Source organism: Aquimarina sp. AU119, assembly GCF_900312735.1.
Lineage (GTDB): Bacteria > Bacteroidota > Bacteroidia > Flavobacteriales > Flavobacteriaceae > Aquimarina > Aquimarina algiphila.
In genome coordinates, this window is the sequence record NZ_OMPF01000022.1 from 330,387 (window position 1) to 356,415 (window position 26,029).

At 31.8% G+C, this 26,029-nt stretch carries 25 protein-coding genes; 7 read left to right on the forward strand and 18 right to left on the reverse strand.

Annotation, left to right across the window (positions count from 1 at the left end):
* A complete protein-coding gene (gene hisG / locus DK442_RS19360; RefSeq protein WP_109437541.1) occupies positions 1 to 858 on the reverse strand; it encodes an ATP phosphoribosyltransferase in 858 nt (285 codons plus the stop codon).
* A 345-nt stretch (positions 859 to 1,203) separates the two neighbouring features.
* Here hisG and DK442_RS19365 point away from each other — a divergent pair, with 345 nt between their 5' ends.
* Positions 1,204 to 2,130, forward strand: a complete 927-nt coding sequence (locus DK442_RS19365) for an OmpA family protein (protein WP_109437542.1) — start codon at positions 1,204 to 1,206, stop codon at positions 2,128 to 2,130.
* 13 nt (positions 2,131 to 2,143) lie between these two features.
* Positions 2,144 to 2,662 (forward strand): hypothetical protein, encoded by a 519-nt coding sequence (locus DK442_RS19370; protein WP_109437543.1) that lies wholly within the window; start codon positions 2,144 to 2,146, stop codon positions 2,660 to 2,662.
* A 71-nt stretch (positions 2,663 to 2,733) separates the two neighbouring features.
* On the opposite strand, the gene DK442_RS19375 is transcribed toward DK442_RS19370, so the two are convergent.
* The 13 genes from DK442_RS19375 to DK442_RS19435 all read right to left on the reverse strand — a co-directional run bounded on the left by DK442_RS19375 (position 2,734) and on the right by DK442_RS19435 (position 18,225).
* Positions 2,734 to 3,660 carry a GNAT family N-acetyltransferase gene (locus DK442_RS19375; RefSeq protein ID WP_109437544.1) on the reverse strand — a complete coding sequence of 309 codons (927 nt, stop codon included), beginning with the start codon at positions 3,658 to 3,660 and terminating at the stop codon, positions 2,734 to 2,736.
* 119 nt (positions 3,661 to 3,779) lie between these two features.
* Positions 3,780 to 4,595: a prohibitin family protein gene (locus DK442_RS19380; protein ID WP_109437545.1), complete on the reverse strand. Its 816-nt coding sequence runs from the start codon at positions 4,593 to 4,595 to the stop codon at positions 3,780 to 3,782.
* 21 nt (positions 4,596 to 4,616) lie between these two features.
* Positions 4,617 to 6,647: a VWA domain-containing protein gene (locus DK442_RS19385; protein WP_109437546.1), complete on the reverse strand. Its 2,031-nt coding sequence runs from the start codon at positions 6,645 to 6,647 to the stop codon at positions 4,617 to 4,619.
* 84 nt (positions 6,648 to 6,731) lie between these two features.
* On the reverse strand, positions 6,732 to 7,478 hold the full coding sequence (gene fabG / locus DK442_RS19390; protein WP_109437547.1) for a 3-oxoacyl-[acyl-carrier-protein] reductase: 747 nt from the start codon (positions 7,476 to 7,478) through the stop codon (positions 6,732 to 6,734).
* 144 nt (positions 7,479 to 7,622) lie between these two features.
* Entirely contained in the window at positions 7,623 to 10,607 is a 2,985-nt protein-coding gene (locus DK442_RS19395; protein ID WP_109437548.1) for a pitrilysin family protein, read from the reverse strand.
* A gap of 203 nt (positions 10,608 to 10,810) precedes the next feature.
* Positions 10,811 to 11,683, reverse strand: a complete 873-nt coding sequence (gene sucD / locus DK442_RS19400) for a succinate--CoA ligase subunit alpha (RefSeq protein ID WP_109437549.1) — start codon at positions 11,681 to 11,683, stop codon at positions 10,811 to 10,813.
* A gap of 77 nt (positions 11,684 to 11,760) precedes the next feature.
* A complete protein-coding gene (locus DK442_RS19405; RefSeq protein WP_109437550.1) occupies positions 11,761 to 12,165 on the reverse strand; it encodes a nuclear transport factor 2 family protein in 405 nt (134 codons plus the stop codon).
* Positions 12,158 to 13,096, reverse strand: a complete 939-nt coding sequence (locus tag DK442_RS19410; protein WP_109437551.1) for a UDP-3-O-(3-hydroxymyristoyl)glucosamine N-acyltransferase — start codon at positions 13,094 to 13,096, stop codon at positions 12,158 to 12,160. The genes DK442_RS19405 and DK442_RS19410 overlap by 8 nt, the downstream gene beginning before the upstream one ends.
* A 30-nt stretch (positions 13,097 to 13,126) precedes the next feature.
* Positions 13,127 to 13,693: an elongation factor P gene (efp, locus tag DK442_RS19415; RefSeq protein ID WP_109437552.1), complete on the reverse strand. Its 567-nt coding sequence runs from the start codon at positions 13,691 to 13,693 to the stop codon at positions 13,127 to 13,129.
* A gap of 54 nt (positions 13,694 to 13,747) precedes the next feature.
* Positions 13,748 to 14,530 carry an acyl-ACP--UDP-N-acetylglucosamine O-acyltransferase gene (gene lpxA / locus DK442_RS19420; RefSeq protein WP_109437553.1) on the reverse strand — a complete coding sequence of 261 codons (783 nt, stop codon included), beginning with the start codon at positions 14,528 to 14,530 and terminating at the stop codon, positions 13,748 to 13,750.
* Between the two features lie 16 nt (positions 14,531 to 14,546).
* Positions 14,547 to 15,935: a bifunctional UDP-3-O-[3-hydroxymyristoyl] N-acetylglucosamine deacetylase/3-hydroxyacyl-ACP dehydratase gene (locus DK442_RS19425; RefSeq protein WP_370444669.1), complete on the reverse strand. Its 1,389-nt coding sequence runs from the start codon at positions 15,933 to 15,935 to the stop codon at positions 14,547 to 14,549.
* A 7-nt stretch (positions 15,936 to 15,942) separates the two neighbouring features.
* Complete coding sequence (gene lpxD, locus DK442_RS19430; RefSeq protein WP_109437555.1) at positions 15,943 to 16,971, reverse strand: UDP-3-O-(3-hydroxymyristoyl)glucosamine N-acyltransferase; 1,029 nt, start codon at positions 16,969 to 16,971, stop codon at positions 15,943 to 15,945.
* 24 nt (positions 16,972 to 16,995) lie between these two features.
* Positions 16,996 to 18,225 (reverse strand): HD domain-containing protein, encoded by a 1,230-nt coding sequence (locus tag DK442_RS19435; RefSeq protein WP_109437862.1) that lies wholly within the window; start codon positions 18,223 to 18,225, stop codon positions 16,996 to 16,998.
* A gap of 144 nt (positions 18,226 to 18,369) precedes the next feature.
* Here DK442_RS19435 and DK442_RS19440 point away from each other — a divergent pair, with 144 nt between their 5' ends.
* From DK442_RS19440 to DK442_RS19455, 4 genes are all read left to right on the forward strand, one after another.
* Positions 18,370 to 19,920: a PglZ domain-containing protein gene (locus DK442_RS19440; protein WP_109437556.1), complete on the forward strand. Its 1,551-nt coding sequence runs from the start codon at positions 18,370 to 18,372 to the stop codon at positions 19,918 to 19,920.
* An 80-nt stretch (positions 19,921 to 20,000) separates the two neighbouring features.
* On the forward strand, positions 20,001 to 20,405 hold the full coding sequence (tsaE, locus tag DK442_RS19445) for a tRNA (adenosine(37)-N6)-threonylcarbamoyltransferase complex ATPase subunit type 1 TsaE (RefSeq protein WP_109437557.1): 405 nt from the start codon (positions 20,001 to 20,003) through the stop codon (positions 20,403 to 20,405).
* A 91-nt stretch (positions 20,406 to 20,496) separates the two neighbouring features.
* The gene (locus tag DK442_RS19450) at positions 20,497 to 21,699 is read left to right on the forward strand and encodes an alanine dehydrogenase (protein WP_109437558.1); all 1,203 of its coding nucleotides are present in this window, start codon (positions 20,497 to 20,499) and stop codon (positions 21,697 to 21,699) included.
* A 101-nt stretch (positions 21,700 to 21,800) separates the two neighbouring features.
* Entirely contained in the window at positions 21,801 to 22,175 is a 375-nt protein-coding gene (locus tag DK442_RS19455) for a DUF4258 domain-containing protein (RefSeq protein WP_109437559.1), read from the forward strand.
* 61 nt (positions 22,176 to 22,236) lie between these two features.
* On the opposite strand, the gene DK442_RS19460 is transcribed toward DK442_RS19455, so the two are convergent.
* The 4 genes from DK442_RS19460 to DK442_RS19475 all read right to left on the reverse strand — a co-directional run bounded on the left by DK442_RS19460 (position 22,237) and on the right by DK442_RS19475 (position 24,017).
* Positions 22,237 to 22,428, reverse strand: coding sequence for a hypothetical protein (locus tag DK442_RS19460; RefSeq protein ID WP_109437560.1), 192 nt, complete (start codon positions 22,426 to 22,428; stop codon positions 22,237 to 22,239).
* Between the two features lie 85 nt (positions 22,429 to 22,513).
* Positions 22,514 to 23,035 carry a GNAT family N-acetyltransferase gene (locus tag DK442_RS19465; RefSeq protein ID WP_160114266.1) on the reverse strand — a complete coding sequence of 174 codons (522 nt, stop codon included), beginning with the start codon at positions 23,033 to 23,035 and terminating at the stop codon, positions 22,514 to 22,516.
* 4 nt (positions 23,036 to 23,039) lie between these two features.
* Entirely contained in the window at positions 23,040 to 23,345 is a 306-nt protein-coding gene (locus tag DK442_RS19470; protein WP_109437562.1) for a DUF1272 domain-containing protein, read from the reverse strand.
* Positions 23,346 to 23,357: 12 nt separating this feature from the next.
* On the reverse strand, positions 23,358 to 24,017 hold the full coding sequence (locus DK442_RS19475) for a pyridoxamine 5'-phosphate oxidase family protein (protein WP_109437563.1): 660 nt from the start codon (positions 24,015 to 24,017) through the stop codon (positions 23,358 to 23,360).
* An 84-nt stretch (positions 24,018 to 24,101) separates the two neighbouring features.
* On the opposite strand from DK442_RS19475, the gene DK442_RS19480 reads away from it, so the two are divergent.
* Entirely contained in the window at positions 24,102 to 25,589 is a 1,488-nt protein-coding gene (locus tag DK442_RS19480; RefSeq protein ID WP_109437564.1) for a PLP-dependent aminotransferase family protein, read from the forward strand.
* Positions 25,590 to 26,029 lie beyond the last annotated feature (440 nt).

Genomic DNA, 26,029 nt, shown 5'->3' on the forward strand with positions numbered 1-26,029 from the left:
TTACAATACCATTTTTTCAATTGGACAAACCAAAATTCCTTCTGCTCCTTCTGCTTTTAACTCATCTAAAATATCCCAAAACTTATTTTTTTCTACAACAGTATGGATAGAACTCCATCCTTTCTCTGCCAAAGGCAACACTGTTGGACTCCTCATTCCAGGTAATATTTTCACAATATTTTCTATTTTATTATTGGGAGCATTAAGTAATACATATTTAGAATTTCTTGCTTTTAAGACGGCTTTAATTCTAAATTGTAATTTCTCCAATAGCATTCTGTTTTCTTCAGATATCTTAGGCGAGACTGCCAATACTGCTTCAGAAGTAAGCATCACTTCTACTTCTTTTAAGTTATTCTTAAATAAAGTACTCCCACTAGAAACAATATCGCAAATTGCATCAGCCAAACCAATATTTGGAGCGATCTCGACTGAACCAGAAATTTGGTGTAATTCAGCAGAAATTCCTTTTTTATCCAAATAGTCATTAACCGTATTTGGGTACGAGGTAGCAATTCTTTTTCCTTCAAGATCCTGAATAGAATTGTATTCAAAATCTTTTGGTACTGCAAGAGAAACTTTACACTTAGAAAAATTAAGGTATTCTGCAATAGAAATATCTGTCCCTTTTTCTATAAGAACATTTTCTCCTATAATAGCGATATCAACAACTCCGTCTCTAAGGTATTGCGGTATATCTCCATTACGTAAAAACATAACTTCCATAGGAAAATTACGTGTTTGAGCTTTTAATTGATCTTTTCCATTATCAATGGAAATACCACAGTCTTTTAATATTTTGACAGAATCTTCATTAAGACGTCCACTTTTCTGAATAGCAATTTTAATTTTTGACATTTTGTTTTTGTTGTTGTGTCTAATCAGTTCGAAAAAAGTTTTATGAAAACAAAAAACCCGTTTGAACTGCTCAAACGGGTTTTTATTATATGATTACTTATACACATATCAACTTACCACGCTTGTGCGAGAATGTAAGAATGATGATGATGTAAAAGAATGTTTTTCATTTTTCTATTTAAATACTTTGCGAATTTATAAAAAATTATTTTTTCTGAAATGCATTTCAACTTATTTTTTTGAGGTTCATCTTTTTTCAGTCTATAAATCACTAGATTTTAAGATTTTAAATAGGATCATAATAAACATTTTTATAAATTTAAGTAACTAACTAATCAACAATTTATGAAAGGCTTATTTTCATTCCTCTTTTTTTTACTATTCGCATGGCTAGGAATATGGTGGTATTATTCTTGTGATTGGTGCGCTAAAGATCTAGATAAAGATACTGTTATTGTTAAAGACGAAATAGATTCTGAAGCAGATGCGCTTGCCAAAAAAGCCTATGAAGACAGTATTGCCAATCTTAACAATTCCCAAGTTGGTTTATTTGCAAAAGACAATAAAAATCAAGAAGTGTTTAGATATTATGAAAACTTCAGAATTAATAATGGCAATGGTAATGTTCATATCCCAAGTACTCTTGAAGGTTTTGACAGTCAAGTAGCAAATTATCTAGGCAAACATCAGGATCAAGAGCTTGTAATAACCGGTTTAGAAAACTCTATTGATATTGAAGACACTAGTAAACTTGGAATCTCCAGAGCAAATTTCATCAAAGATATTCTTGTCAGCGCTGGAGTTAATGCTAATCGTATTGTAATTAAAACCGAATTAAAGGAATATACATATAATGATGATGGCACATACAACGGAGGTATTCTTTTAAATTTTGGAGACCTGGATACATCCAGACTTGAAGAAGTAGAAAAAAGTATCGCTAACAGAACATTATACTCCAGTTTTGCTCAAAAAACATTTCAACCTGATGCTACGTTATCTAATTATGCTTTGGAACTTAAGAGCTATTTAGAAAAATACCCTAACAAAACAGTTTCTATTATTGGACACACAGATAATGTCGGAGAAAAAGAAGCTAATTTATGGTTTGGCCAACAGCGAGCTAATAATGTAAGAGATTATCTCATTTCTCAAGGTATTTCAAAAGAAAAAATCAAAGCTTCTTCTCAAGGGGAATCCAACCCTATTGCTGCAAATGACAGTGAGGAAAACAAAGCAAAAAACAGACGAATAGAAATAACCGTAAACTAAATACACAACAACTATGTTAGATTTTATACATGAGGCAAACTGGTGGTGCTTATTACTTTTATTGTTTTTAGCATTTTTACTTGGGTGGCTTTTATCAAAATGGTCTCTTAAAAATAAATATAAAAAAGCATTAGACGAATGTGAAAGAAAAAATACACTACTTAAAAACTCTAATCATGAAAAAGCAAATTCTACTTTTTCTAATTCAGGCGACACCGATAACGGAATCAAAGCAGTTAAAACTAGGGATCATGGTGGTGTAGCTGTAACAAATGGAGGAGCTCCTCCAAAATTAAATTTTGATAGTTTTGGCACAGCAGATGCATCAGAAAAGGATGATTTAAAACTCATCAGTGGTGTTGGTCCATTTATTGAAGAAAAATTAAACAGCATTGGTATCTATACTTTCGATCAAATTAGTAAATTTACCAAAGAGGATATTGACACAGTAACGGCACTTATTCAATTTTTTCCTGGAAGAATTGAAAGAGACAATTGGTCAAAACAAGCTAAAAAATTAAAAGAAAAATAGTAACCACTAACCATTTTACTATTTAAATAAGGCCTTCATAATCATATTTTATGAAGGCCTTTCATATAGTATTATTCTTCTACATCGTCACTCCAGGCAACTGAAGACATTTTCCATTCATCATTCATTTTTATGAATTGAATTGTTTTCATCCCGCGTCCAACAAAATCAACTCCATTCAATACCCCTGATTTTTGATAGAAACTAAATCTTTGTGCTACATTTCCATATATCTCAGTTGTAGACGAGATTTCATATTCTTCAAAATCAATGAGGGTACCATCATTCAACATTTTTTCTCTCGGAGTAATGAATTCATTTAATTTGAAAATTTCAGGTTTCCCATGGGTATTACTTATCAATATTCCTTCTGGAATAAATATTTTCTCAATATCTTTTACTCTAGGAGTTCTCCTATTCGTATTTGTAAATACCTCAAAAAAAGTAGTTGTTAATTTGTTAATCTCCTTTTCATCATTTTTATAATTAGATTCAGAAAAAAAGAGAACACTATCGTCATCTGACAGTTTCATCGTTTTCTCAAAACAGAGTCCAATTTTGTTCAACAATTTAATTGAAGCGATATTACCTGGATCTGTTATAGCCACAATTCTATCAAGGTTTAATACCTGTTTTGAATATTGCATTGTTGCACTTGCTATTTCAAACCCATAACCTAATCCAGAATATTCTGGTAACATTGCAAAACCTATATCTATATCTTCTAAGGTCTCTCTATTTACCAATCCACACATGCCTATCGGGATGTTTGTATTCTTCAATAGAACTTTCCATAAACCAAATCCATATTGCTCATAACTATGTATGGGACCATTTTTTAGATATTCTATGGCATCTTCATCAGTTTTTACATTTCTATCTCCAATATATTTTAACCAATTTGGAGAATTAACCAATTCTATGATAAAATTAGCATCCTCTAAACCAAATTCAGATAAACTAAGTCTATGAGTTTCTAGTATTTTTTTTGTTTGCATATTACCCGCATTAGATTATGTCATTTTAAAAAACCTGAAGTTAGATTAATTATTAATAGTATTTCACAAAAAATGGCGCCCAAGAAAGACGCCAATAGAAATAATATATCTTGTTTTTGCTATTGATTTCCAAGAATCAAAGGCATACCATCTTGTCCTGAACCTACAACAACCACTTTTGCATTTGGTGATTTTGACAACTCCAGGGTAGCTTGAATTCCTTTTTCTCTCAAAATCTTATCGGTTAAAGAAGCACTTAGAATTTGGTTAGCGACTGCTTTTCCTTCTGCATCAATTTTTTGTCTTTCGGCTTCCTTTCTTGCTTTTTCTAACCTAAACTCATATTCTAAAGCTTCTTGCTCTTGTCTTAGCTTACGTTCTATTGCTTCTTTAATAGTTGGAGGTAATGTTACATCCCTAACTAATACTTCATTAAGTTGAATAAACTGATCTCCAACAATCTTTTTTGTTTCTTCATAAATCTCTTTTTGAATAGCATCTCTTTTACTAGAATACAATTGTTCTGGAGTATATCTACCTACAACACTACGTGCAGCTGATCTTATGGTTGGTAATAAAACTCTCGCCACATAATTTTCTCCCTTTTGCTGGTGTAACAAACCTAATTTGGCATAATCCGGCTGAAACCAAGCCGAAGCGTCTAATTTAATTTCCAATCCATTAGAAGAAAGCACTTGCATCTTTTCAAAAACTTCTTGCTGCCTTACTTCATAAACAATTACTTTATTCCAAGGTGCAACTAAATGAAAACCTTCTCCTAATGGAGGTCCATCTGTTACTACTCCTCCTCCAAATGTTTTATACAATACTCCTGCCTCTCCTGAGCCAATAGTAACAGTCGATTTTGAAATAAAGACAATTGTCAAAACAATAATAATCAAAATAGGTAACCCTATCTTTGGTAATTTTTCCATAATAATTCTGAATTTTTAATTTTAAATAAGTCCGTTATATTTTCGTGCAAACCATTCTATCGAAAGCAATAAAATAACTATTACTAATAGATATTTCCAATCTATTAAAGATACCACATTTTCCTTGCTTTTCTGTATTGTTTGATATCTTTGATCTTCTGTTAGCTCTTTTATCAAAGCTTCATTTTGATTTAAATGAAATGACTTTCCATTAGTATTAGTAGCAACTTGCTTAAGTTTTGTTACATCTGCATTAAGAAATTGTTGCTCTACATCATATTCAAGAATTGCAAAACTCCCAGAACGTGAAATATTTTCTCCTAGGACGGTTACTGTATATTCATAATTTCCTGCTGAAAGACTACTCAAGTCAACCTCATATGAATTATTTTTCAACAACATTGGTATAGTTTGCGTTGCCTCAGTTTCTTTATTTTTTACAGAAATCCTTAAATTCCCTCTTCGATCAAATTCATAATTTTTGGTAAAATATTCTGCTTTGATACTAATATTTGCATTACCATAATAAAAGGATTCTGAAATAGTATTCAACCTACTTTTTCTTTTGTTTGAAGCAAGATACTGTATTAACTTCCCGAAAAAATCATCAAAGTCTTCAAATCCTTGACTATCCAAATAATTTTGTGCTCTCCATCTCCATATTCCTTCTCCAAACAGCACTGCTTCTCTCACTCCATTTTCCTCTATTGCGGTTATTAATACTTCATCAGTTTCTATATTACTAATTGTTCGATACAATAGCGGATCGTGATTAGTGTTTATGCTAATATCACCAAAAGTCCCTATTAAAGGAGGGTAATTCTCGAAACCAATATCTTCTAAAAGAAATGTACTATAATTGGTATTAAATCTAGGAATATAATATTCAGTTTGCCTTGTTATTTCTTGTGTATATTTATTTTGTATTTTATTTAAAAATACCCAATCTGTTTTAGTACCTGCTATAGTGAAATAATTCTTTTTTAGCGTATTTAAATCTTCATATACTTTTCTAAACCTCGTATTAGGTTGATATAAAACAACTAATTGATAATCATCTAAATCTTTTACTTCTTGAGGCTTACTGATTGATATACTGCGACGCTCATTACTTTCAACACTTTTCTTGATAGCTCCGAGATCAGGATGTACTATATCAGAAATCAAAAGTACATTTGTTTTTTGATCTATAACTTCTACTGCAAAATTTTTGTCGTTGTTTACTGTGTTTTTCTCATTCGTTAATGGAACTAATCTAGCAACATATTTAATAACACCTGCACGACTAGCGGGTAAGGTAAAACTAACAACAGCAGAATTACTTTGTTGAGAAAAAGTTATTGGTTGAGAATACACTACACCATTTCCTGATGTAACCTGAAATGTAGTTGTTACATTTTCCTGACCAGAATATGTAAGGATAGCTTCTACTGGAAATTTATTTTTTAAATACGCGTAACGATTAACATTAAGCTGTTGAATTTTGGTATCTGTTACAGCAGTTGTATCACCAGATACCACTGGATATACCGCCTGTTTATATCCTAAACTACTAAACTGATAATCTTTACCATAAGTCTGATTACCATCAGTAATCATTATCGTAGGTGCAATCGTGTTTTTATAAATCTGATCTAATTCTTCTAAAGCTTTAGATATATTAGTTTGTTTTTGATCGAAAGAAAGATCTAACGAATCTTTTAATTTATCGGCAAATGAGTAATACACAAGATCAAACCTATCATTTAATTCTTCGTTTTCTTTTATTTGATTTATGAATTTAATGACTGACTGATCTTGTCGGAGATTTTTTATTGATGAAGAATTATCTACAGCAACAATTAAATCTGGTTTCTCTACATAATACGTTTTTTGCTTAAATGTTGGATTAATTAATAACAACAAGAGTGAGAAAACACTAAGAAAACGTAAAAAAGCAAAGAATAGGCTATTTTTTTTCCTATTCTTTGCCTTATATATATACTGAAACAATGCTATAACCAATGCGATTACAAAAGCAGCTATGATCAATAAAATTGTTTCTATTTGCATGTTTCTAAAGTTAGAGGTAAAGGCAGAAAGTTAGAAGTTGAACAGTATAATTATCTAACAACTCTTACTTTCTAACTCCTTTCTTTATGTTAACATTCCTCCGTCAACATTAAGCACTTGTCCTGTGATGTAAGCACTTAAATCACTTGCCAAAAACAGACATGTATTTGCAATATCTTCTGGAGTACCTCCTCTTTTTAATGGAATAGCATTACGCCATCCATCGACCACTTTTTCATCTAACTTCTCAGTCATTTCGGTTTCTATAAAACCAGGAGCAACTACATTACTACGAATATTTCTTGATCCCAATTCTAAGGCTACCGATTTAGAAAACCCAATAATTCCAGATTTTGAAGCAGCATAATTCGCTTGACCTGCATTACCTTTTACTCCAACAACAGAACTCATATTAATAATACTTCCTTTACGTTGTTTGAGCATAGTTCGTTGTACCGCTTTAGTCATATTAAATACGCTCTTGAGGTTTACTTCTATTACTTTATCAAAATCTTCCTCACTCATACGCATCAAAAGATTATCCTTTGTAATCCCTGCATTATTTACCAAAATATCTACACCCCCAAAAGTTTCTAAAACAGACGCTACCAATTCTTGAGCATCATCATAATTGGCTGCATTACTTTGATATCCTTTAGCTTTAATTCCTAATGCATTTAATTCTTTTTCTAAAGCATTTGCCGCTTCTACTGAAGAACTATATGTAAAAGCAACATTAGCCCCTTGTTGCGCAAAAATTTCTGCTATTCCTTTGCCGATACCACGAGTAGCTCCTGTGATAATAGCCGTTTTACCTTGTAAAAGATTCATTCGTTATGTTTCTATTTTTTTTGTACTTCTGTACAATTTATAATTTGCAATGTAAATTCAAATATAAGAATTACAAATAGGTCATCAGCAATAAACCCTGCGATTTCTCACAGGGTTTATAAACAAATTATAGTTTATCAAATTTTATAATTTTATGTCTTCATTTTTCTTTTCATAATTGAAAAGATAATCAATGTCCATTTCCTTAACCTCTCCTAATTTAGATAAAGCTTTCATATCTGCATCTTTCTTATTCCCGATCACAAGAACATTATAAGTTTCACCTTTGATATTTTCATTAAAGAAAGATTTAAGGTCAGCTAATGTCATATTTTTAATCGTTTCATACATCTCTTCTCTATTATCATAATCAATTCCTCTTTTCTTCAGGTTTTCATAAGACCAAAATATATTTGACTTTGTAATTCGTTTAGCTGCAATTTTCTTTAAAGTGGCTTCTTTTGCTTGATTAAATTGCTCTTCTGCTTCTGGCATATTTGTCATAAGATCCATCATTGCATCAACAGCTTGAGGCATTTTGTTCGCCTGTGTGCCTATATATGCATATACATAATCTGAATCTCCTTTTTCACTAGCCATACTATATTGTGAAAATGCAGAATATGCTAAAGATTTTGATTCACGAATTTCCTGAAATACAATTGAAGATAATCCACTACCAAAATAGGTATTAAACAAACTTGAAGCTGCCATTTTTTTAGGGTCAAACTCTGCTCCTTTTGCTAGGAAAATCATTTCACTCTGGACCATATCATAATCTACAAAATATACATTTCCTCCTGTTTCTTTTTCTATATAGGTAGCTTTTTCAGGGTATTCTTTCAAATCACCAGAAATAGTATGATTTTTATCCAAAGAAGCAAGTGCCGCTTCTACATCCTTACCATAATAGAACACACGTTGTTTATAGGTATATAATTCTTTTATTTTATTAACCAAATCCTGAGGATTGATTTCCTTTAGTTCATTGATTGTATATATATTACGTAATCTAGAGTTTTCTCCAAATTTGCCATAATTCAATAATCCATTCCAAAGAATATTCTGTTTTTGCGTCTTCCCATCCTGACGGCCTTTTGCTATTTGATCAACAAATTTATCATATGCTTCCTGGTCTGCAACTGCATTTTTCCATAGATCTTCTAATAAAATTAATCCTTTATCAAGGTTTTCTTTCAACCCTGAAATACTAACATTTGTTCTATCTTTGGAAGAGTTTATACTATAATTAATTCCTAATTTATAGAATTCTTTTTTAAGTTCTTCTGCTGAATATTTGTCTGTCCCCAGGTAATCGAAATAGCCAGAAGCTACTGACAATGTCTTATCATTATCTATTCCTAAATCAAAAATAATAGTAAGGTTAAAGAGATCATTATTTTCATTTTCTATATAGGATACAGAAACACCGCTATTCGTTTTGGTCGACTTAATCGCTGTTTTGTAATCAATAAATTTAGGCTGTAATGCAGGAGATTCTATTTTTTTAAATTCTTGAATAAACACTGACTCTTTATCCCTATTTAACTCAACAGGAGTAATTCCTGGATTTTCTACCTTAACAATATTCTTATCTTCTCCTTTGATTTTATGTACTTCAACATAGTTATTCCCATAATGCTTATTAGCAAAATCGATCACTTCTTGCTTTGTAATTTTTTTCATATCATCCAACATAGTCAAACGATCTTTCCAATCTGTGAAATGAATAAAGGCATCAAGATATTGGTATGCAGTAGCGCTAGCATTTTCAAATTGTCGTACTCTTGTTAATTTTAAATCATTAACTACAGCATCAATTAACCAGTCATCAAATTCTCCTTTTTTAATTTTTTCTATCTCACCCAACAGTAGCTCTTTAACTTCATCTAAGGTTTGTCCTTCTTTCGGCATTCCATATAATAGATGAAACCCGTAATCGTTATCAAAATTTGTAAAAGAAGATGCATTTTGCACCATTTGTTTTTGATTAAGATCTAAATCAATCAACCCTGCTTGTGAATTCGCTAAAATATAGTCAACCAGCACCACCATAGTCTCCTCTTTTGTCCCAAAACCATCTGTTCTAAATGCTACATATACAGATTCTGCAGTTGGACCGTATACCTCTTTTTTGATTGGTGAAGTTAGTGCTGGTTCTTTTGGGAAATTAGGATGGGTGACTTCTTTAGACTCATATCCTCCAAATGCTTCATTTACTTTCTTAATTGTACTATCAAAGTCTAAATCTCCAACTAAAATCACAGCCATATTATTTGGCACATAATACTTATCAAAATATGCATTAATAGCTTCCATAGATGGATTCTTTAAATGTTCTGATTTACCAATTGTAGACTGAGTTCCGTACGGATGATTAGGATACAGCCCTTCTAAAACAGCAAAATATTGCTTACGACCATCACTATCCTGACCTCTATTAAATTCTTCATATACTGCCTCGAGTTCTGTATGAAACAAACGTAATACTACCTGACTAAATCGTTCACTTTCAACTTTGAGCCATTTATCTAACTCATTAGATGGAATTTTATTAACATAAACAGTTTGTTCATTTGATGTAAAAGCATTTGTTCCTTCTGCACCTAATGAGTTCACCAATTTATCATATTCATTAGCAATAGAAATTTTTGAAGCTTCGAGAGATACTTCATCTATTTTTGTATAGATTTCTTGCTTTTTCTCTGGATCTGTTTCTGCTTTATGCTGTTCATACAAATCAGAAATTTCTTTTAAGAATACTTTTTCTTTTTCAAAATCCTGAGTACCAATTTCATCGGTTCCCTTAAACACCATATGCTCCAGATAGTGCGCTAAACCAGTATTATCTGCAGGATCGTAAGTCGAACCAGCTTTAACAGCAATTAAAGTCTGAATTTTTGGTTCCTCTTCATTCTTACCCAAATATACTTTTAAACCATTATCTAATGTATACAATCGTAAACCTGTAGGATCATTAGTTACAGTTTCATAATTAAATCCCGAAGCATCTGTATGTTGCTCTACCTTTACTTCTTGGGGGTCTTTGTTAGTTTCTGATGATGAATTTTTACAATTACTTAGGCAAATGGCCAATAGTAACAGTAAAAATGTTTTGATTAATTTCATATCCTATTTTAATTGTTTTATGGTGATGTTACACCTGAGTTGATTATATGAGTTAGTTTATAATTAATGTACTATAATACGTGTTGTTCTTTTCAATGTTACGTTTTTTAAGCTTTTTTTAACAAACAATATGTTCCTTGAAACAAAAAACCTCTTGAAAATATATTCAAGAGGTTTTTTTATATTAAAGTATACTATAATATCTATCCTAATACTTCTGCAACTTTCTTTCCTATTTCTGCAGGAGAATCTACCACGTGTATTCCACATTCTCTCATTATTGCTTTTTTGGCAGCAGCAGTATCTTCACTACCTCCAACAATTGCTCCTGCATGTCCCATAGTACGTCCAGCAGGTGCAGTCTCACCAGCAATAAAACCAACAACAGGCTTAGAAGTTCCGCTTTCTTTTATCCATTTTGCAGCATCAGCTTCTAACTGGCCACCAATTTCACCTATCATTACCACGCATTCGGTTTCTGGGTCATTAATCAATAATTCTACAGCTTCTTTTGTGGTAGTACCAATTATTGGATCCCCGCCAATTCCTATTGCAGTAGTAATTCCTAATCCTTGTTTCACTACTTGATCAGCAGCTTCATAAGTCAAAGTTCCTGATTTTGATACTATTCCTACGTTTCCTTTTTTAAATACAAAACCTGGCATAATCCCAACTTTTGCTTCTCCCGGAGTAATTACTCCAGGACAATTTGGTCCAATAAGAGTACATTCTTTATTGCTAATATAATTCGATGCAGTAATCATATCTGCCACTGGAATACCTTCTGTAATAGTAATAATAACTTTAATCCCAGCATCAGCAGCTTCCATAATCGCATCAGCAGCAAAAGCTGGTGGTACAAAAATAATTGTAGTATCAGCACCTACTTCTTTTACCGCGTCTTCGACAGTATTAAAAACAGGTTTATCGAGATGTGTTTGTCCTCCTTTACCAGGAGTCACTCCTCCAACAACGTTTGTACCATATTCTATCATTTGACCTGCATGAAAAGTACCTTCACTACCGGTAAAACCTTGTACAATAATTTTTGAATCTTTATTAACTAAAACACTCATTGCGTTATGATTTTTTATTTTTTTTAAAGAGCTTCAAAAGTAAGCTTTTGAACATTATGTTTAAAATGAAAAAGTAATTATTTTGAAATAAAAGACATCATACTTTCTGGAGTATTATCTCCTTGTTGACTTATTTGATATCCTTTATATAATTTATCATCTTTAAGTTCCCAAATTGTAATAAAATGCGCTATTGCATCTTCTTTTTCTGGATTTTCGATTGTCTTTGCAAAGTAAGTATATCTAATAGTTACAGAGCTGCCTTCTGCAATAAGATGACTAATTTCACATCTAAAAGTTTCAAAAGATAAAGCCATCTCACTAAACATGGTTTTTATATCATTGAAATCCTTCTTATTAAATCCGAAACTACTATTCCAGTATAATATAATTTCAGGATGCAAATATTTAGAAAATGCTTCAACATCATGAATAAGATCAGTTTCATAAAAAGATCTTACTATTTCCTTTGCACTATTCATTCTTTTTTAATTTTTCTATTAATTCTGGTACCTGTCTAATGGCAGCAATCTCTTTATATTTCTTTCTAAAATCATCAGCAGGAGTACCAAAATAACTTTTATTAGCTCCTAAAGATTTGCTTACTCCCGATTGAGCTGAAATAATTGCTTTTGTTCCAATTCTAACATCACTTGTTATACCTACCTGTCCCCAAATAGTTACTTCATCTTCTATAACAACACAACCTGCTATACCTACTTGAGATGCAATTAAACACTTCTCTCCTATTACAGTATCATGACCAATATGAACCTGATTATCTATTTTAGTTCCTTTTTTGATCGTCGTATCACCAGTAACTCCTTTGTCAATTGTACATGAAGCACCTATATCAACATTATCCTCAAGCACTACTCTTCCTCCAGAAATCAATTTATCAAAACCTTCGGGTCTTTTTTTATAATAAAAAGCATCTCCTCCTAAAACACTTCCAGAATGAATTGTTACATTATCTCCTATAATTGTATTGTCATAAATACTCACATTAGCATGAATACAACAATTATTACCGATAGTTACGTTATTACCTACAAAACTCCCTGGTTGTATGATCGTATTTTCTCCTATTTTAGCCGTATCTGAAAGTAAAGAATTTGCTTTTTCAAAAGGTTTAAAATATTTGGTAAGTGTGTTAAAATCTCTAAATGGATCATCAGAAATTAGAAGTGCCTTACCTTTGGGGCAATCTACATTTTTATTAATCAAAATAATTGTAGCCGCACTTTGCAAAGCTTTATCATAGTATTTTGGATGATCAACAAAAACAATATCCCCTGGAGAGACAACATGTATTTCATTCATTCCCAAAACTGGAAAATTGGGATCTCCTATATACTCACTAGAAATAATAGTGGCAATTTGTTCTAAGGTGTGTTTCTGAGGAAATTTCATTTTTTAAATCAAGAAATTCAGCATTCTGAATTATTCTTTAATACGTTCTTTATATGTACCTTTTTCTGTTTCTACTTTAATCTTATCACCTTCATTAATAAAAAGAGGTACCATTACTTCTGCTCCTGTTTCTACAGTTGCAGGTTTTGTTGCATTTGTTGCTGTATTTCCTTTTACTCCTGGTTCTGTAGCGGTAACTTCAAGAATTACACTTGCTGGCATTTCTACAGAAAGAGGCATTTGATCTTCAGAGTTAATAATTACAGTCACTACTTCTCCTTCTTTTAGTAAGCCTGGGGCATCTAAAACAGATTTTTCTAAAGTGATTTGATTGTAATCTTCTGTATTCATAAAATGAAAAGTGTCACCTTCAGCGTATAAATATTGAAATTTATGCGTTTCAACACGTACATCTTCGATTTTATGTCCCGCAGAGAATGTATTATCAATTACTTTTCCTGTGGTAACACTCTTTAGTTTAGTACGCACAAAAGCAGGACCTTTACCTGGTTTCACATGTAAAAATTCAATAATTTTATAGATGTCATGATTATATTTAATACATAATCCATTTCTGATATCACTAGTACTTGCCATTATTTAGTATTCTTTATTTCTTATTAATCAAATATAAAAGATATCTCCAATTTTCTAATTAGAGAAATACCCTTTCATAATACCTCTTTGCGAATTTTTAATAAATTCTAACACTTCATCTCGTTCTGGAGTAGCCTCCATTTCAGCTTCTATAATAGCAACTGCTTGCGAGTTATTATAATTTTGCTGATATAAAATTCTATATATATTTTGTACTTCTCTTATTTTTTCTGTCGTAAATCCTCTTCTACGTAAACCGATAGAATTTATTCCAACATAAGACAAAGGCTCTCTTGCTGCTTTAACATATGGAGGTACATCCTTACGCACTAATGATCCTCCTGTAACAAAAGCATGATTTCCAATACTACAAAACTGTTGTACTGCTGCCATACCTGCCAAAACCACATAATCTCCTACATTAATATGTCCTGCTAATGTACTATTATTAGAAAATATACAATTATCACCTACAATACAATCATGAGCAATATGACAATAAGCCATAATCCAACAGTTCTTACCTATTTTGGTTTTCATTCTATCCGCAGTACCTCGATTTATAGTAACACATTCGCGAATAGTTGTATTATCTCCGATTTCTGTGATTGTATCCTCATCATTAAACTTTTTATCCTGAGGGGTTGCCGAAATAACCGCTCCGGGGAAAATGCTACAGTTTTTTCCAATACGTGCACCTTCCATAATAGTAACATTGGAACCTATCCAGGTTCCTTCTCCAATTACTACATTATTATGTATAGTTGTAAAAGGTTCTATTACAACATTTTTTGCAATTTTTGCTCCTGGATGAACATATGCTAAAGGTTGATTCATCTACTATTATTTATTGTTATTTTGATTTTACTATTTGTGCCATAAGCTCTGCTTCAGTCACTAATTTACCATTAGCATAAGCAAATGCTTGCATATGACATATACCTCTACGAATTGGAGTAATTAGCTCCAACTTAAATATTAACGTATCCCCGGGCAATACCTGTTGTTTAAACTTTACTTTATCTATTTTCATAAAATAGGTAAGATAATTTTCAGGATCCGGAACTGTACTTAGTGCTAAAATACCTCCGGTCTGAGCCATTGCTTCAACCTGAAGTACTCCTGGCATTACTGGTGCTCCAGGAAAATGCCCTTCAAAAAATGGTTCATTCATTGTCACATTCTTAAGTCCTACAACATGGCTGTCTGACATCTCAAGAATCCTGTCTATCAATAAAAAAGGAGATCGATGCGGAAGCATTTCCATAATCTTATTGATATCCATTAATGGTGGCTTATTAAGATCAAATTGAGGAACTTTATTACGTTTCTCTATCTTAATAATCTTAGAAAGTTTTTTTGCAAACTGTGTGTTCACAAAGTGACCGGGCTTATTAGCTATGATCTTACCTCTTATTCTGGTTCCTATTAATGCTAAATCTCCTATTACATCCAATAATTTATGTCGAGCAGCTTCATTTGGATAATGTAAAGTTAAGTTATCCAAAATACCGTTAGGTTTTATAGCGATAGATTCTTTCCCAAAGGCAACTTTAAGTTTCTCCATGGTACTAGGACTAAGCTCCTTATCAACATAAACAATAGCATTATTTAAATCACCACCTTTTATTAGACCGTGTTCTAACAACATTTCTAACTCATGTAAAAAACTAAATGTTCTCGCATCAGCTATTTCCTTTTTAAAATCAGAAAGATGTTTTAGAGATGCATTTTGAGTTCCTAGAACTTTAGTACCAAAATCCACCATAGTAGTAACCTGGTATTCATCAGAAGGCATTACTATAATTTCACTACCTGATTCTTCATCAACATATGAAATTACATCTTTTACGATATATTCTTCTCTTTCTGCTTCTTGCTCTACAATACCTGCAGATTCTAAAGCTTCTATAAAAAACTTACTCGAACCATCCATTATTGGTGGTTCTGAAGCATTTAACTCTATCAAAAGGTTATCAATCTCTAATCCTACACAAGCGGCAAGTACATGTTCTGAAGTCTGGATACTAACTCCATTTTTCTCTAAATTTGTACCTCGTTGTGTATTTACAACATAATTAGCATCTGCCTCGATGATAGGATTTCCTTCCAAATCAATTCTACAAAATGCATAACCGTGATTTTCGGGAGCGGGTTTAAAGGTTAATGTTACCTCTTTTCCTGTATGTAAACCTACTCCAGTAAGTATTACCTCCTTTTCAATGGTTCTTTGTTTGCTCATGACAACGTCACTCATTATTATTTATCTTTTTCTCTAGTTTGTATACTCTATCTACTATTTTGGGAAGGTTTTTAAAATGCACATAGGATTTATTAAAATCAGAATATCCCAAAGCTGGAGATCCCTGAATAGCTTCTCCATCTTTAATATTTCTTCCAATACCGGATTGAGCCTGTATTCTCACATTGTTACCTATAGTTAAATGCCCTGCAATACCAACTTGTCCTCCTATTAAACAATGTTTCCCTATTTTGGTTGACCCGGCAATACCGGTTTGCGCTGCAATTGCAGTATGTTCTCCAATTTCTACGTTATGAGCAATCTGTATTTGGTTATCTAATTTTACTCCATTATGTATAACTGTAGACCCAAGTGTGGCTCTATCAATTGAGGTACCTGCTCCCACATCTACATTATCTCCAATAACAACATTACCTGTTTGAGGCACTTTACTATATTCTCCTTTTTCATTTGGTGTAAATCCAAAACCATCGGCTCCTACTATTGCCCCACTATGGATAACACAACCATTTCCAATTATAGTCTCAGAATAAACCTTTGCTCCTGCAAAAACAACAGCATTATCTCCAATGGTTACATTATCTCCTATATAAACGTTAGGGAAAATTTTTGCATTCTTTCCTATTTTAACGTTTTCACCCATATAAGAAAATGCACCAAAATAAATTGCTTCTCCATAAACGGCTGTCTTAGAAATAAAACTGGGTTGTTCTATCCCAACTTTATTCATTTTTACCATATTGTAATATTCCAACAATTGAGAAAAAGCTTTATAGGCGTCATCTACTCTTATAAGAGTTGTTTTTATATTTGATTCTGCTTCAAAGGTTTTATCTACAATAGTAATAGATGCATCAGTAGAATATATGTATTGAGTATATTTAGGGTTTGACAAAAAGGTTAGTGAGCCTTTTGTTCCTTCCTCTATTTTAGCTAGTTTAGATACTTCAACAGTTTCATCTCCCTCGATTTCTCCGTTTAAAATACCCGCAATTTGTGTGGCTGTAAAAATCATTCTAGCAAAAGTATAAAAAATGTGTTAATGTTTATGCTTCGGATAGCACATAAAATATTTGGTAACTGGTTTTGATAAAGCTTCTAAGTTAAACTGATCAGTAGCTTTTACAATATCAACAATTTTTCTAGATTTGTATAAAACATTGATATTCTGCTTATTTAGATGATATGCTTGGTTTGAAATAGCTCCTTCAAATATAAAATAACGTGCTTCTTCATTCGAAATTTTATATTTTTCCTTAAATTTCTTTATATGCTCTTCTTTCTTTTTTTCCTGAAAAGGCTTCTTTTTAATTTTAATTTTCAAAAGATCACGATCTATAATCATTAAAGATAATGTGCTCAAAACAAAATCATCTGAAGTAGACCATTCTTTCATTGCAGAAACAATATCATAATCATCTAGCCTCGAAAATGTATGTAACACTTCAGAAGTAAAGTTCTCTGATGTAATTTTATTTTTTAAGAAAAAAGTTAAAGGTTCACTCGCTCTTAGCTCTACTCCTTTATCAACAAGCTCCTTTGCTCTTTTTAAAACTCTAATTAATAAACTCTCTGCAACAAGACTCGTTTTATGAAGATATACTTGCCAATACATCAAACGTCTTGCAAGTAAAAACTTCTCAACAGAATAAATTCCTTTTTCTTCTACTACTAAAGCATCATCTACTACAGTTAACATAGTGATTAAACGCTCACTATTAATATTGCCCTCTGCTACACCAGTATAAAAGCTATCTCTTTTTAAATAATCCAAACGATCCATATCCAATTGTCCAGAAATCAATTGATGTAAAAAATCCCGATGATACTCTCCTTTGAAAATTTTTATCGCAAGCGTTAAACTACCGTTAAATTCTTCGTTAATTTCCTCCATAAACATCAAGGAAATTGACTCATGATTTACCTCATTTACGATACTATGCTCCATCGCATGAGAAAAAGGACCATGACCAATATCATGTAATAAAATTGCTGCATATAACGCTACTTCTTCATCTTCAGAAATGCTAATCCCTTTAAAACGAAGAACTCTCACCGCTTTTTGCATAAGATGCATACAACCTAATGCATGATGAAATCGAGTATGATGAGCACCAGGATATACTAGATACGATAACCCCATCTGCGATATACGACGTAACCTTTGAAAATACCTATGCTCTATTAGATCAAAAATTAGTTCATTCGGTATCGTAATAAAACCGTAAATTGGGTCGTTTAATATTTTGAGCTTATTTCTTTTTTTCAAGTTCATTTTGCCTTTACGGAAGCAAATATACATATATGACAATCATATACGTATATTTCTAAATGAATTTAAGAGAATCAAGTTTACTATTTGGGGTCAAATAAGCATTCTCACAAGTCAACACATAATTAAAATTAAAACTAAATGAGTAAAATAAAGATACTTTGGGTAGATGATGAAATTGATTTACTTAAACCACATATATTGTTTTTGGAAAAGAAAAACTATGAAGTAACAAAATGTCAAAGTGGTACAGAAGCCATTGATATATTGGATGAAGATAACTTTGATATCATTTTTTTAGATGAAAACATGCCTGGACTTTCTGGAATAGAAACGCTATCAGAAATTAAAGAAAAAGAAGATGGTATCCCTGTAGTCATGATCACTAAAAGTGAAGAAGAATATATTATGGAGGAAGCTATTGGTAGTAAAATTGCTGATTACCTTATTAAGCCCGTAAATCCCAATCAAATTCTTTTAAGTCTGAAGAAAAACTTAGACAATTCGCGTTTAGTATCAGAAAAAACCACCGCCAATTATCAACAAGAATTTAGAAAAATAGCGATGGATATGGCTATGGTAAATTCTTTTGAAGAGTGGTCAGAATTATATCAAAGATTAATCTATTGGGAATTACAACTTGAAAACATAGAAGATACTGGGATGTTTGAGATCCTTGAATCTCAAAAAGTAGAAGCTAATTCACAGTTTTGCAAATTTATAGATAAGAATTACCCAGATTGGTTTAGCGGAAGTAATGATGCCCCCGTAATGTCGCATACATTATTTAAGGAAAAAGTGGTCCCTGAAATAAGTAAAGATCAACCGACCTTATTGGTTGTCATTGATAATTTACGTTATGATCAATGGAAAGCTTTTGAACCAACGATAAACAACTATTACAAAAAAGAACAAGAAGATTCTTATTTTAGTATTTTGCCTACGGCAACTCAATATGCCAGAAACTCTATCTTTTCTGGGCTTATGCCTTCTGAAATGAAAAAGAAACATCCAGATTTATGGCTTGACGACACTGACGAAGGAGGAAAAAACATGAATGAAAATGAGTTTTTAACAGCCCAGCTACAACGATTGGGACTTAATATCAAACATGAGTATTATAAAATCACCAATGAAAGATCTGGTAAAACTTTAGCTGCAAATTTTAAAGGGTTAAAGGATAATGATCTAACGGTAGTTGTTTACAACTTTGTAGATATGCTCTCTCATAGTAAAACCGAAATGGAGGTTATTAAAGAATTAGCATCAAATGATAAATCCTATAGATCACTTACGCAAAGCTGGTTCAAAAATTCGCCTTTACTAGAAATGATTCAACAAGCACAGCAATTAGGTTTTAAACTTCTTATAACTACAGATCATGGTACTATAAATGTAAAAAATCCATCTAGAGTTATTGGTGATAAAAATACGAGTCTTAATTTAAGGTACAAGACAGGAAAAAGTCTTACTTATGAAAAAAAGGAAGTTCTGGAAGCTATAAACCCAAAAGATATTCATCTACCTTCTATTAACATGAGTAGTTCGTTTATTTTTGCAAAAGGAGACTATTTTTTTGCATACCCAAACAATTATAACCACTATGTAAGTTATTATAGGAACACTTATCAACATGGAGGAGTTTCTCTAGAAGAAATGATTATTCCTTTTATTGTTTTAAATCCAAGATAAATACAGAATTTAAACAAATTTCATTTAGCTAAAGTATATTTGCAGTTATTATTTCTAAAGTTAAATTTATCAACATAATAATGACGTTAGTATACACTCTAGAAGATTTACCCAATGTAGCCAAGAAACTAATTTCGAATATCAAACATAAAATTGTCTTGTTTGATGCTTCTATGGGGACTGGAAAAACTACTTTAATCAAAGAGATTTGTAAACAATTAGGCGTACAAGATGTTATTTCTAGTCCGACCTATTCTTTGGTAAACGAATATAAAAGTAACAAAGGACTGATATATCATTTTGATTTTTACAGAATAGAAAATGAAGAAGAAGCTTATCATATTGGGTTTGAAGAATATTTAGATTCTGATGCATGGGTATTTATAGAGTGGCCCGATAAAATTGCTAATTTACTTCCAGAAAATGTATCAAAAGTTAAGATTGATTTACTTGAAAATCAAAAAAGGAGTTTGTCTTATAATTGAATACATTTTTGCTTGTTAAATTTTAAATATTTGCTCCAACTTGCTTTCTTGAGTTTTTTATTCGTAATTTGAGTTAAAGAATTTCACGCAAATGAGTACACCTAAATCTCCTTTTACAAAAGAGCAATTGCTACCACAGGAGGAAATGATCGAAGTAGCACGCAAAAAAGGAAAACTATTTATAGGTATCCCAAAAGAAACTCACTATCAAGAGAAACGTGTTTGTCTTACTCCTGATGCTGTTGCTGCATTGACAGCTCATGGTCATAGAGTTTTATTAGAAACTAATGCTGGAATTGGTGCTAGCTTTTCTGATAGAGATTATAGCGAAGCTGGAGCTGAAATCACTAATGACAGAACAAAAGTGTTTGGTTGCCCTATTATTCTTAAGGTAGAACCACCATCTTTGGAAGAACTAGAGCATATAAATCCACAAACCGTATTAATCTCTGCTTTACAGCTTAAAACTCAATCAAAAGACTATTTTCAAGAACTTGCAAAAAAAAGAATCACAGCATTAGGTTTTGAATTTATTCGTGATGCAGATGGAGCATATCCAGCCGTTAGGGCATTAAGCGAAATCGCAGGAACTGCTGCAGTTTTAATCGCATCAGAATTAATGAACAGCGTTTCTACTCAAGGCTCAGGATTAATGATGGGAAATATTAGTGGTGTACCTCCTGTAGAAGTTGTAATTGTGGGAGCAGGTACTGTTGGTGAATTTGCTGCACGTTCTGCAATTGGTCTAGGAGCTAACGTCAAAATCTTTGATAACTCCATAACTAAACTACGTTGTATACAGACTAACATAGGGAGACCTTTATTTACTTCTACTATTCAACCCAAAAACTTACTCAAAGCATTACGTCGTTGTGATGTAGTAATTGGAGCTGTAAGAGGAAAAAACAGAGCTCCAATAATTGTTACTGAAACTATGGTAGAACGTATGAAACCAGGCTCAGTAATAATTGATGTTAGTATTGATATGGGAGGATGTTTTGAAACCAGTGAGATCACATCACATGATCATCCTACTTTTCAAAAACATGGAGTAGTTCATTATTGTGTTCCTAATATCCCTTCTCGTTATGCAAGAACATCATCTTTATCAATAAGTAATATTTTCACCCCTTATCTATTGCAAATAGGAGATGAAGGCGGAATAGAAAATGCTGTACGCTTTGATAGAGGATTAAAAAATGGGCTATATTTCTATCACGGAATTTTAACCAGCAAACCCATAGCAGACTGGTTTGATCTTTCATATCGCGATATCAACTTACTCATTTTATAAAATGTCCTATTACATTTTTTTTACTTAAAACTAGTCTTGTTTTTATATCTAAGAATTCCAAAATTTACTTACTTTTGGCGTCATAATATTGCTTTTTATTTATGAAACTAGCGCAGCGGTTATTTTATTACTTAGGTGGATTTGCTATAGGTCTTATACTTTTATTTTTCTTTTTGGGAGGAAAAAATGCTTCTTGTGACTATGGCCCTTCTGCCAGAGTTCTTAAAAATATTAGAATTAAAAAACGAGCTTTTTCTAATGAAGCAATAAACAATATGAGAACCTATCAAATTGATACTGCTGATATATCTCTCCTTTTAACAAAAGGTAATGTTGATTTTTCTAAAAGTAATACAAAATTAGACTCCTGTAGAACATATTTCATTGAAGGTTCTATTAAAGAACAAAACATACATATGCTAGTTGAAAATTGTGACTCAATAGCAAAGATTAATGTCCTTAACAAAAGTAATTAAGTAACAATACTTTTTTACTTTTAATATAGAAAATGTAAAAACTCTCTATACTGACCGGTATTTATTCTATAAAATCACCAATAAAAATACCTCCGTTTTTACTTACGTTTATAAAATACAAATCAAATAGTTGTGAAATAGAATCTCTACCTCCCTTAGAAAACCAATACATTGAATCACCTAAAGAAAAACCAGCTCCAGAAGATATTTCCGAAGAAATAGAACTTCCTCCATAGGAAGAAAATATAATCAATAACTAAAAATATAAAAAAGGTTATAGTACGATATTTAATATTTTTTCTGCAACCGTTCTAAAATATCATAAAGCGAATCAGATATTATAATTTAATTTTCATCGCCCAAAATTGAAAAGTCTCATTTCCTATGGTAAAATTATGTTCTCCAGCAACTTGATACCCTTTATTTTTATAAAAAGATACGGCTTGTTCTTTTTTCTTTAAATTTGATAACCACAAATAGGTATATGATAGATCTATAGCGGCCTCTATCATTTGTTGATGCAATTTACTTCCTATACCTTGACCTTCATATCCCTGCAAAAGATATATCCGTTGAAGTTTACATACATTTTGATCCTTTATAAATTCTGATGGAGAATTTAATTTCAATTTACCATAACCTATTGGTTTTGAGCTCTCAAAATCTTCTACAAGCCAATATAAATTATCAGGATTAGCCAAACTTTTTTCTATTTTATCCAATGAAAATGCTATGTTCAGATATTCTGTTATAGTATTTCGTTTATCAAAAAACTGCCCATAAGACTGATCAAAAGTCTTTGCTCCTAAATAAGAAATACTCTTTGCATCTTTAACATTAGCCCTTCTTATATCAATCATAACATTATCTTTTAGCTGGTTCAACATCTATAAACATGTTTAAAATTTCATTAAAAGATTCTTTGTCTACGGGTTTGTAAACTACCCTTTCTCCTATAGGATATTTTTCTACACAATTCCCAGTAATACAATTAACAGGGCGTGTTGGTCTTTTTTCAAAACCACCTCCACAATTTGGACATACATTAAATAAAATATTCTCTACGCAATCTTTACAGAAAGTACACTCAAAAGAACAAATCATTGCATCTACACTATGATTTGGTAGATCCTTATTACAATTTTCACAAGTGGGTCTTACTTCAAGCATATTATTCTTGTTTTATCTATTTTGGTTTATATAATCAAGTACTTCTTTTGGTTCTTTAACTCCTTCTTGTAGATTATCATCAGAAATAGCATTATTAGCAATTTGTCTTAAAGGAACTACACCTGCCCATATTGGTAATTTATAATCTTCTGCTTCATCTACCACTCCTTCTGCCCTAACCTTTGCTGAAGCTGTTTTAATACTTAATTCTAAAACTAAAGTAGCATTAAACTCCTTTTCATTGGGCTGTCTTACATTATCCCAATGACCAGAGACCATATGATTTAAAATACATGCAAGTGCATCCATTTTTTCTTTTGGATTTTCGACTTTACGTACCTCTCCAAATACATTTACCGATCTATAATTTGCTGAATGATGAAAAGCAGACCTTGCCAAAACCAAGCCATCCAGATGCGTTACTGAAAGACTCGCCTCACCAACATCTAATAAATTTAGCATCATTCGATTCTTAAGAGATCCATGAATATAAATTTTATCTTCTTTTCTTCCATAAGCAGTAGGAATTACTATAGCTTGACCTTTAAACACATAACCGACATGGCACAAAAATGTATCATCTAAGATTTCATTTATAGTATTTATGTCATATATCGCTCTCTTAGGGCCTCTAACTACTTTATTAAGTTCTGATATTGAATAATCTGCCATAATATATTTTTATTTCACGTTCAAAAATAATAGCTTTATGGTACATTAAAACAACCCAGTTTACAAATATTTAATAGTCCAGTATTGTTTCCTTTTAAAAATAATATCATTCTTGATCGTAATATTAATCGAAATCTGTATCTACAATTATGTGATCAAATTATTGGCTTTATAAAATCAGGAAAACTACCTCCATCCACCAAATTACCAGGGTCACGAAAATTAGCTGAAAACCTATCTATACATCGTAAAACCGTTATAGCTTCTTATGAAGAGCTTATTTCTCAGGGATGGATAGAAACCATACCTGCAAGAGGAACATTTGTCAGCAGTATATTGCCTATCGTTAATCCGTTAGGCTTTGATCGATCTTTTGCTGAGATGAAAACAAAAGACAAAAGCGGATTTACTTTTTCTAAGCGTACTCATTTGGTGCGAAAATTAAGTATTTCAAACACAGAGCAAACATTAAAAATAGACGATGGAAGCCCTGACCATAGATTAGCTCCGATAGACGAAATAGCAAAAATATACCGAAACATTAGCAAAAAAATGTACAATAAGGATTTATTGACTTATGGATCTATCTATGGAAATATCGAATTAAGAAAAGCCTTAATGTACTATCTAAATCAAACTCGCGGGTTAGATATCAAAATTGACAATATTTTAATTACTCGAGGTAGTCAGATGGGAATTTATCTTGCCGGCCAACTATTACTTTCAAATAAAAATCGAGTTATTGTTGGTTCTACTAATTACATAACAGCTGATAATACATTTATAGAATCAGGAGGAATTATAGAAAGAGTTCCTGTTGACGAAGAAGGTTTGGATACCAAGTGTATTGAAAAACTATGTAAATCCAAAGAAATAAAAGCAGTCTATGTAACTTCTCATCATCATCATCCAACAACTGTAACTCTTTCTGCCAAAAGGCGTATGCATTTATTACAATTGGCTCAACACTATAATTTTGCTATAGTAGAAGATGATTACGATTATGATTTTCATTACAGTAACGCTCCTATTTTACCTCTTGCCAGTAATGACAATAAAGGCAATGTAATTTATATTGGAGGATTTACCAAGATTATCGCTCCAGCTATGAGAATTGGATATCTGATAGCTTCAAAAGATTTTATTGATGAGGCCGCAAGTTTGAGACGCATTATTGATCGTCAAGGAGATCAGTTACTCGAACAAACAATAGCACAAATGATTACTTCGGGGGATGTACAACGTCATTCTAACAAAGTGCTCAAAATATATAAAACGAGACGTGACTTATTCTGCTCTTTATTAAAAGAAAAACTAAATCCTTATTTTGATTTTAGAATTCCTAATGGAGGTATGGCGGTTTGGACAAAACTTAACAAGTCTTATCATTGGGATGATATATATAGAGAAGCTAAAAAACTTCACTTAGAACTCAATCCTAATTGGCGACGTTATGACAATAATAACTCCAATCATAATGGAGTTCGAATGGGTTTTGCCGCATTAAACGAAGATGAGATTAGAGAAGTTATCAATAGACTAGAAAAAGTCATGAACTGTATAAATTCTTGATTTTTATTCTATTAAAGAAAAGTAAAAACAAACTCTTTCAGCACGTAGAAATATCTTTTTTGACTTCTTTTTTACGGTAGAACCTCTAAACAAAACCATCCAAAACCTTAATTCTTTGTGAAATTCAAAAAAACAAACACAACACACTTAAAAACAAACCTTTAACCATTTATTTTTTTACTTTCTACATCAAAAAAACACAATTTTAAGAGTGCAACAAATCATTTGTGGCATGTTTCTAATCATATGTAATCCATTTGTATAAAATCATTCCGAACATTTACATCATCAACCAATTTAGTAGTTTTTTAAGTTAATTTTTAATAAAATTGAATTATATAGATTAAAAAAACATGAAATATTCAAAATGATTCCTAAATCATTTTTTAAAACTCTTCATGGCTCGCAATTTTTAAAATTTTCACTTTTCAAACTTATTC

Bases quoted from the DNA above. Each gene is read 5' to 3' on its own strand.
- lpxA (WP_109437553.1), bottom strand. From the start codon at position 14,530: ATGAATCAACCTTTAGCATATGTTCATCCAGGAGCAAAAATTGCAAAA.
- DK442_RS19405 (WP_109437550.1), bottom strand. From the start codon at position 12,165: ATGAATAGTGCAAAGGAAATAGTAAGATCTTTTTATGAAACTGATCTT.
- DK442_RS19385 (WP_109437546.1), bottom strand. From the start codon at position 6,647: ATGCAAATAGAAACAATTTTATTGATCATAGCTGCTTTTGTAATCGCA.
- DK442_RS19475 (WP_109437563.1), bottom strand. From the start codon at position 24,017: ATGGCAGATTATTCAATATCAGAACTTAATAAAGTAGTTAGAGGCCCT.
- DK442_RS19425 (WP_370444669.1), bottom strand. From the start codon at position 15,935: ATGAGCAAACAAAGAACCATTGAAAAGGAGGTAATACTTACTGGAGTA.
- DK442_RS19365 (WP_109437542.1), top strand. From the start codon at position 1,204: ATGAAAGGCTTATTTTCATTCCTCTTTTTTTTACTATTCGCATGGCTA.
- sucD (WP_109437549.1), bottom strand. From the start codon at position 11,683: ATGAGTGTTTTAGTTAATAAAGATTCAAAAATTATTGTACAAGGTTTT.
- efp (WP_109437552.1), bottom strand. From the start codon at position 13,693: ATGGCAAGTACTAGTGATATCAGAAATGGATTATGTATTAAATATAAT.
- DK442_RS19410 (WP_109437551.1), bottom strand. From the start codon at position 13,096: ATGAAATTTCCTCAGAAACACACCTTAGAACAAATTGCCACTATTATT.
- DK442_RS19470 (WP_109437562.1), bottom strand. From the start codon at position 23,345: ATGCTTGAAGTAAGACCCACTTGTGAAAATTGTAATAAGGATCTACCA.
- DK442_RS19380 (WP_109437545.1), bottom strand. From the start codon at position 4,595: ATGGAAAAATTACCAAAGATAGGGTTACCTATTTTGATTATTATTGTT.
- fabG (WP_109437547.1), bottom strand. From the start codon at position 7,478: ATGAATCTTTTACAAGGTAAAACGGCTATTATCACAGGAGCTACTCGT.
- DK442_RS19450 (WP_109437558.1), top strand. From the start codon at position 20,497: ATGAGTACACCTAAATCTCCTTTTACAAAAGAGCAATTGCTACCACAG.
- DK442_RS19370 (WP_109437543.1), top strand. From the start codon at position 2,144: ATGTTAGATTTTATACATGAGGCAAACTGGTGGTGCTTATTACTTTTA.
- lpxD (WP_109437555.1), bottom strand. From the start codon at position 16,971: ATGATTTTTACAGCCACACAAATTGCGGGTATTTTAAACGGAGAAATC.
- tsaE (WP_109437557.1), top strand. From the start codon at position 20,001: ATGACGTTAGTATACACTCTAGAAGATTTACCCAATGTAGCCAAGAAA.
- DK442_RS19455 (WP_109437559.1), top strand. From the start codon at position 21,801: ATGAAACTAGCGCAGCGGTTATTTTATTACTTAGGTGGATTTGCTATA.
- DK442_RS19440 (WP_109437556.1), top strand. From the start codon at position 18,370: ATGAGTAAAATAAAGATACTTTGGGTAGATGATGAAATTGATTTACTT.
- DK442_RS19465 (WP_160114266.1), bottom strand. From the start codon at position 23,035: ATGATTGATATAAGAAGGGCTAATGTTAAAGATGCAAAGAGTATTTCT.
- hisG (WP_109437541.1), bottom strand. From the start codon at position 858: ATGTCAAAAATTAAAATTGCTATTCAGAAAAGTGGACGTCTTAATGAA.
- DK442_RS19395 (WP_109437548.1), bottom strand. From the start codon at position 10,607: ATGAAATTAATCAAAACATTTTTACTGTTACTATTGGCCATTTGCCTA.
- DK442_RS19375 (WP_109437544.1), bottom strand. From the start codon at position 3,660: ATGCAAACAAAAAAAATACTAGAAACTCATAGACTTAGTTTATCTGAA.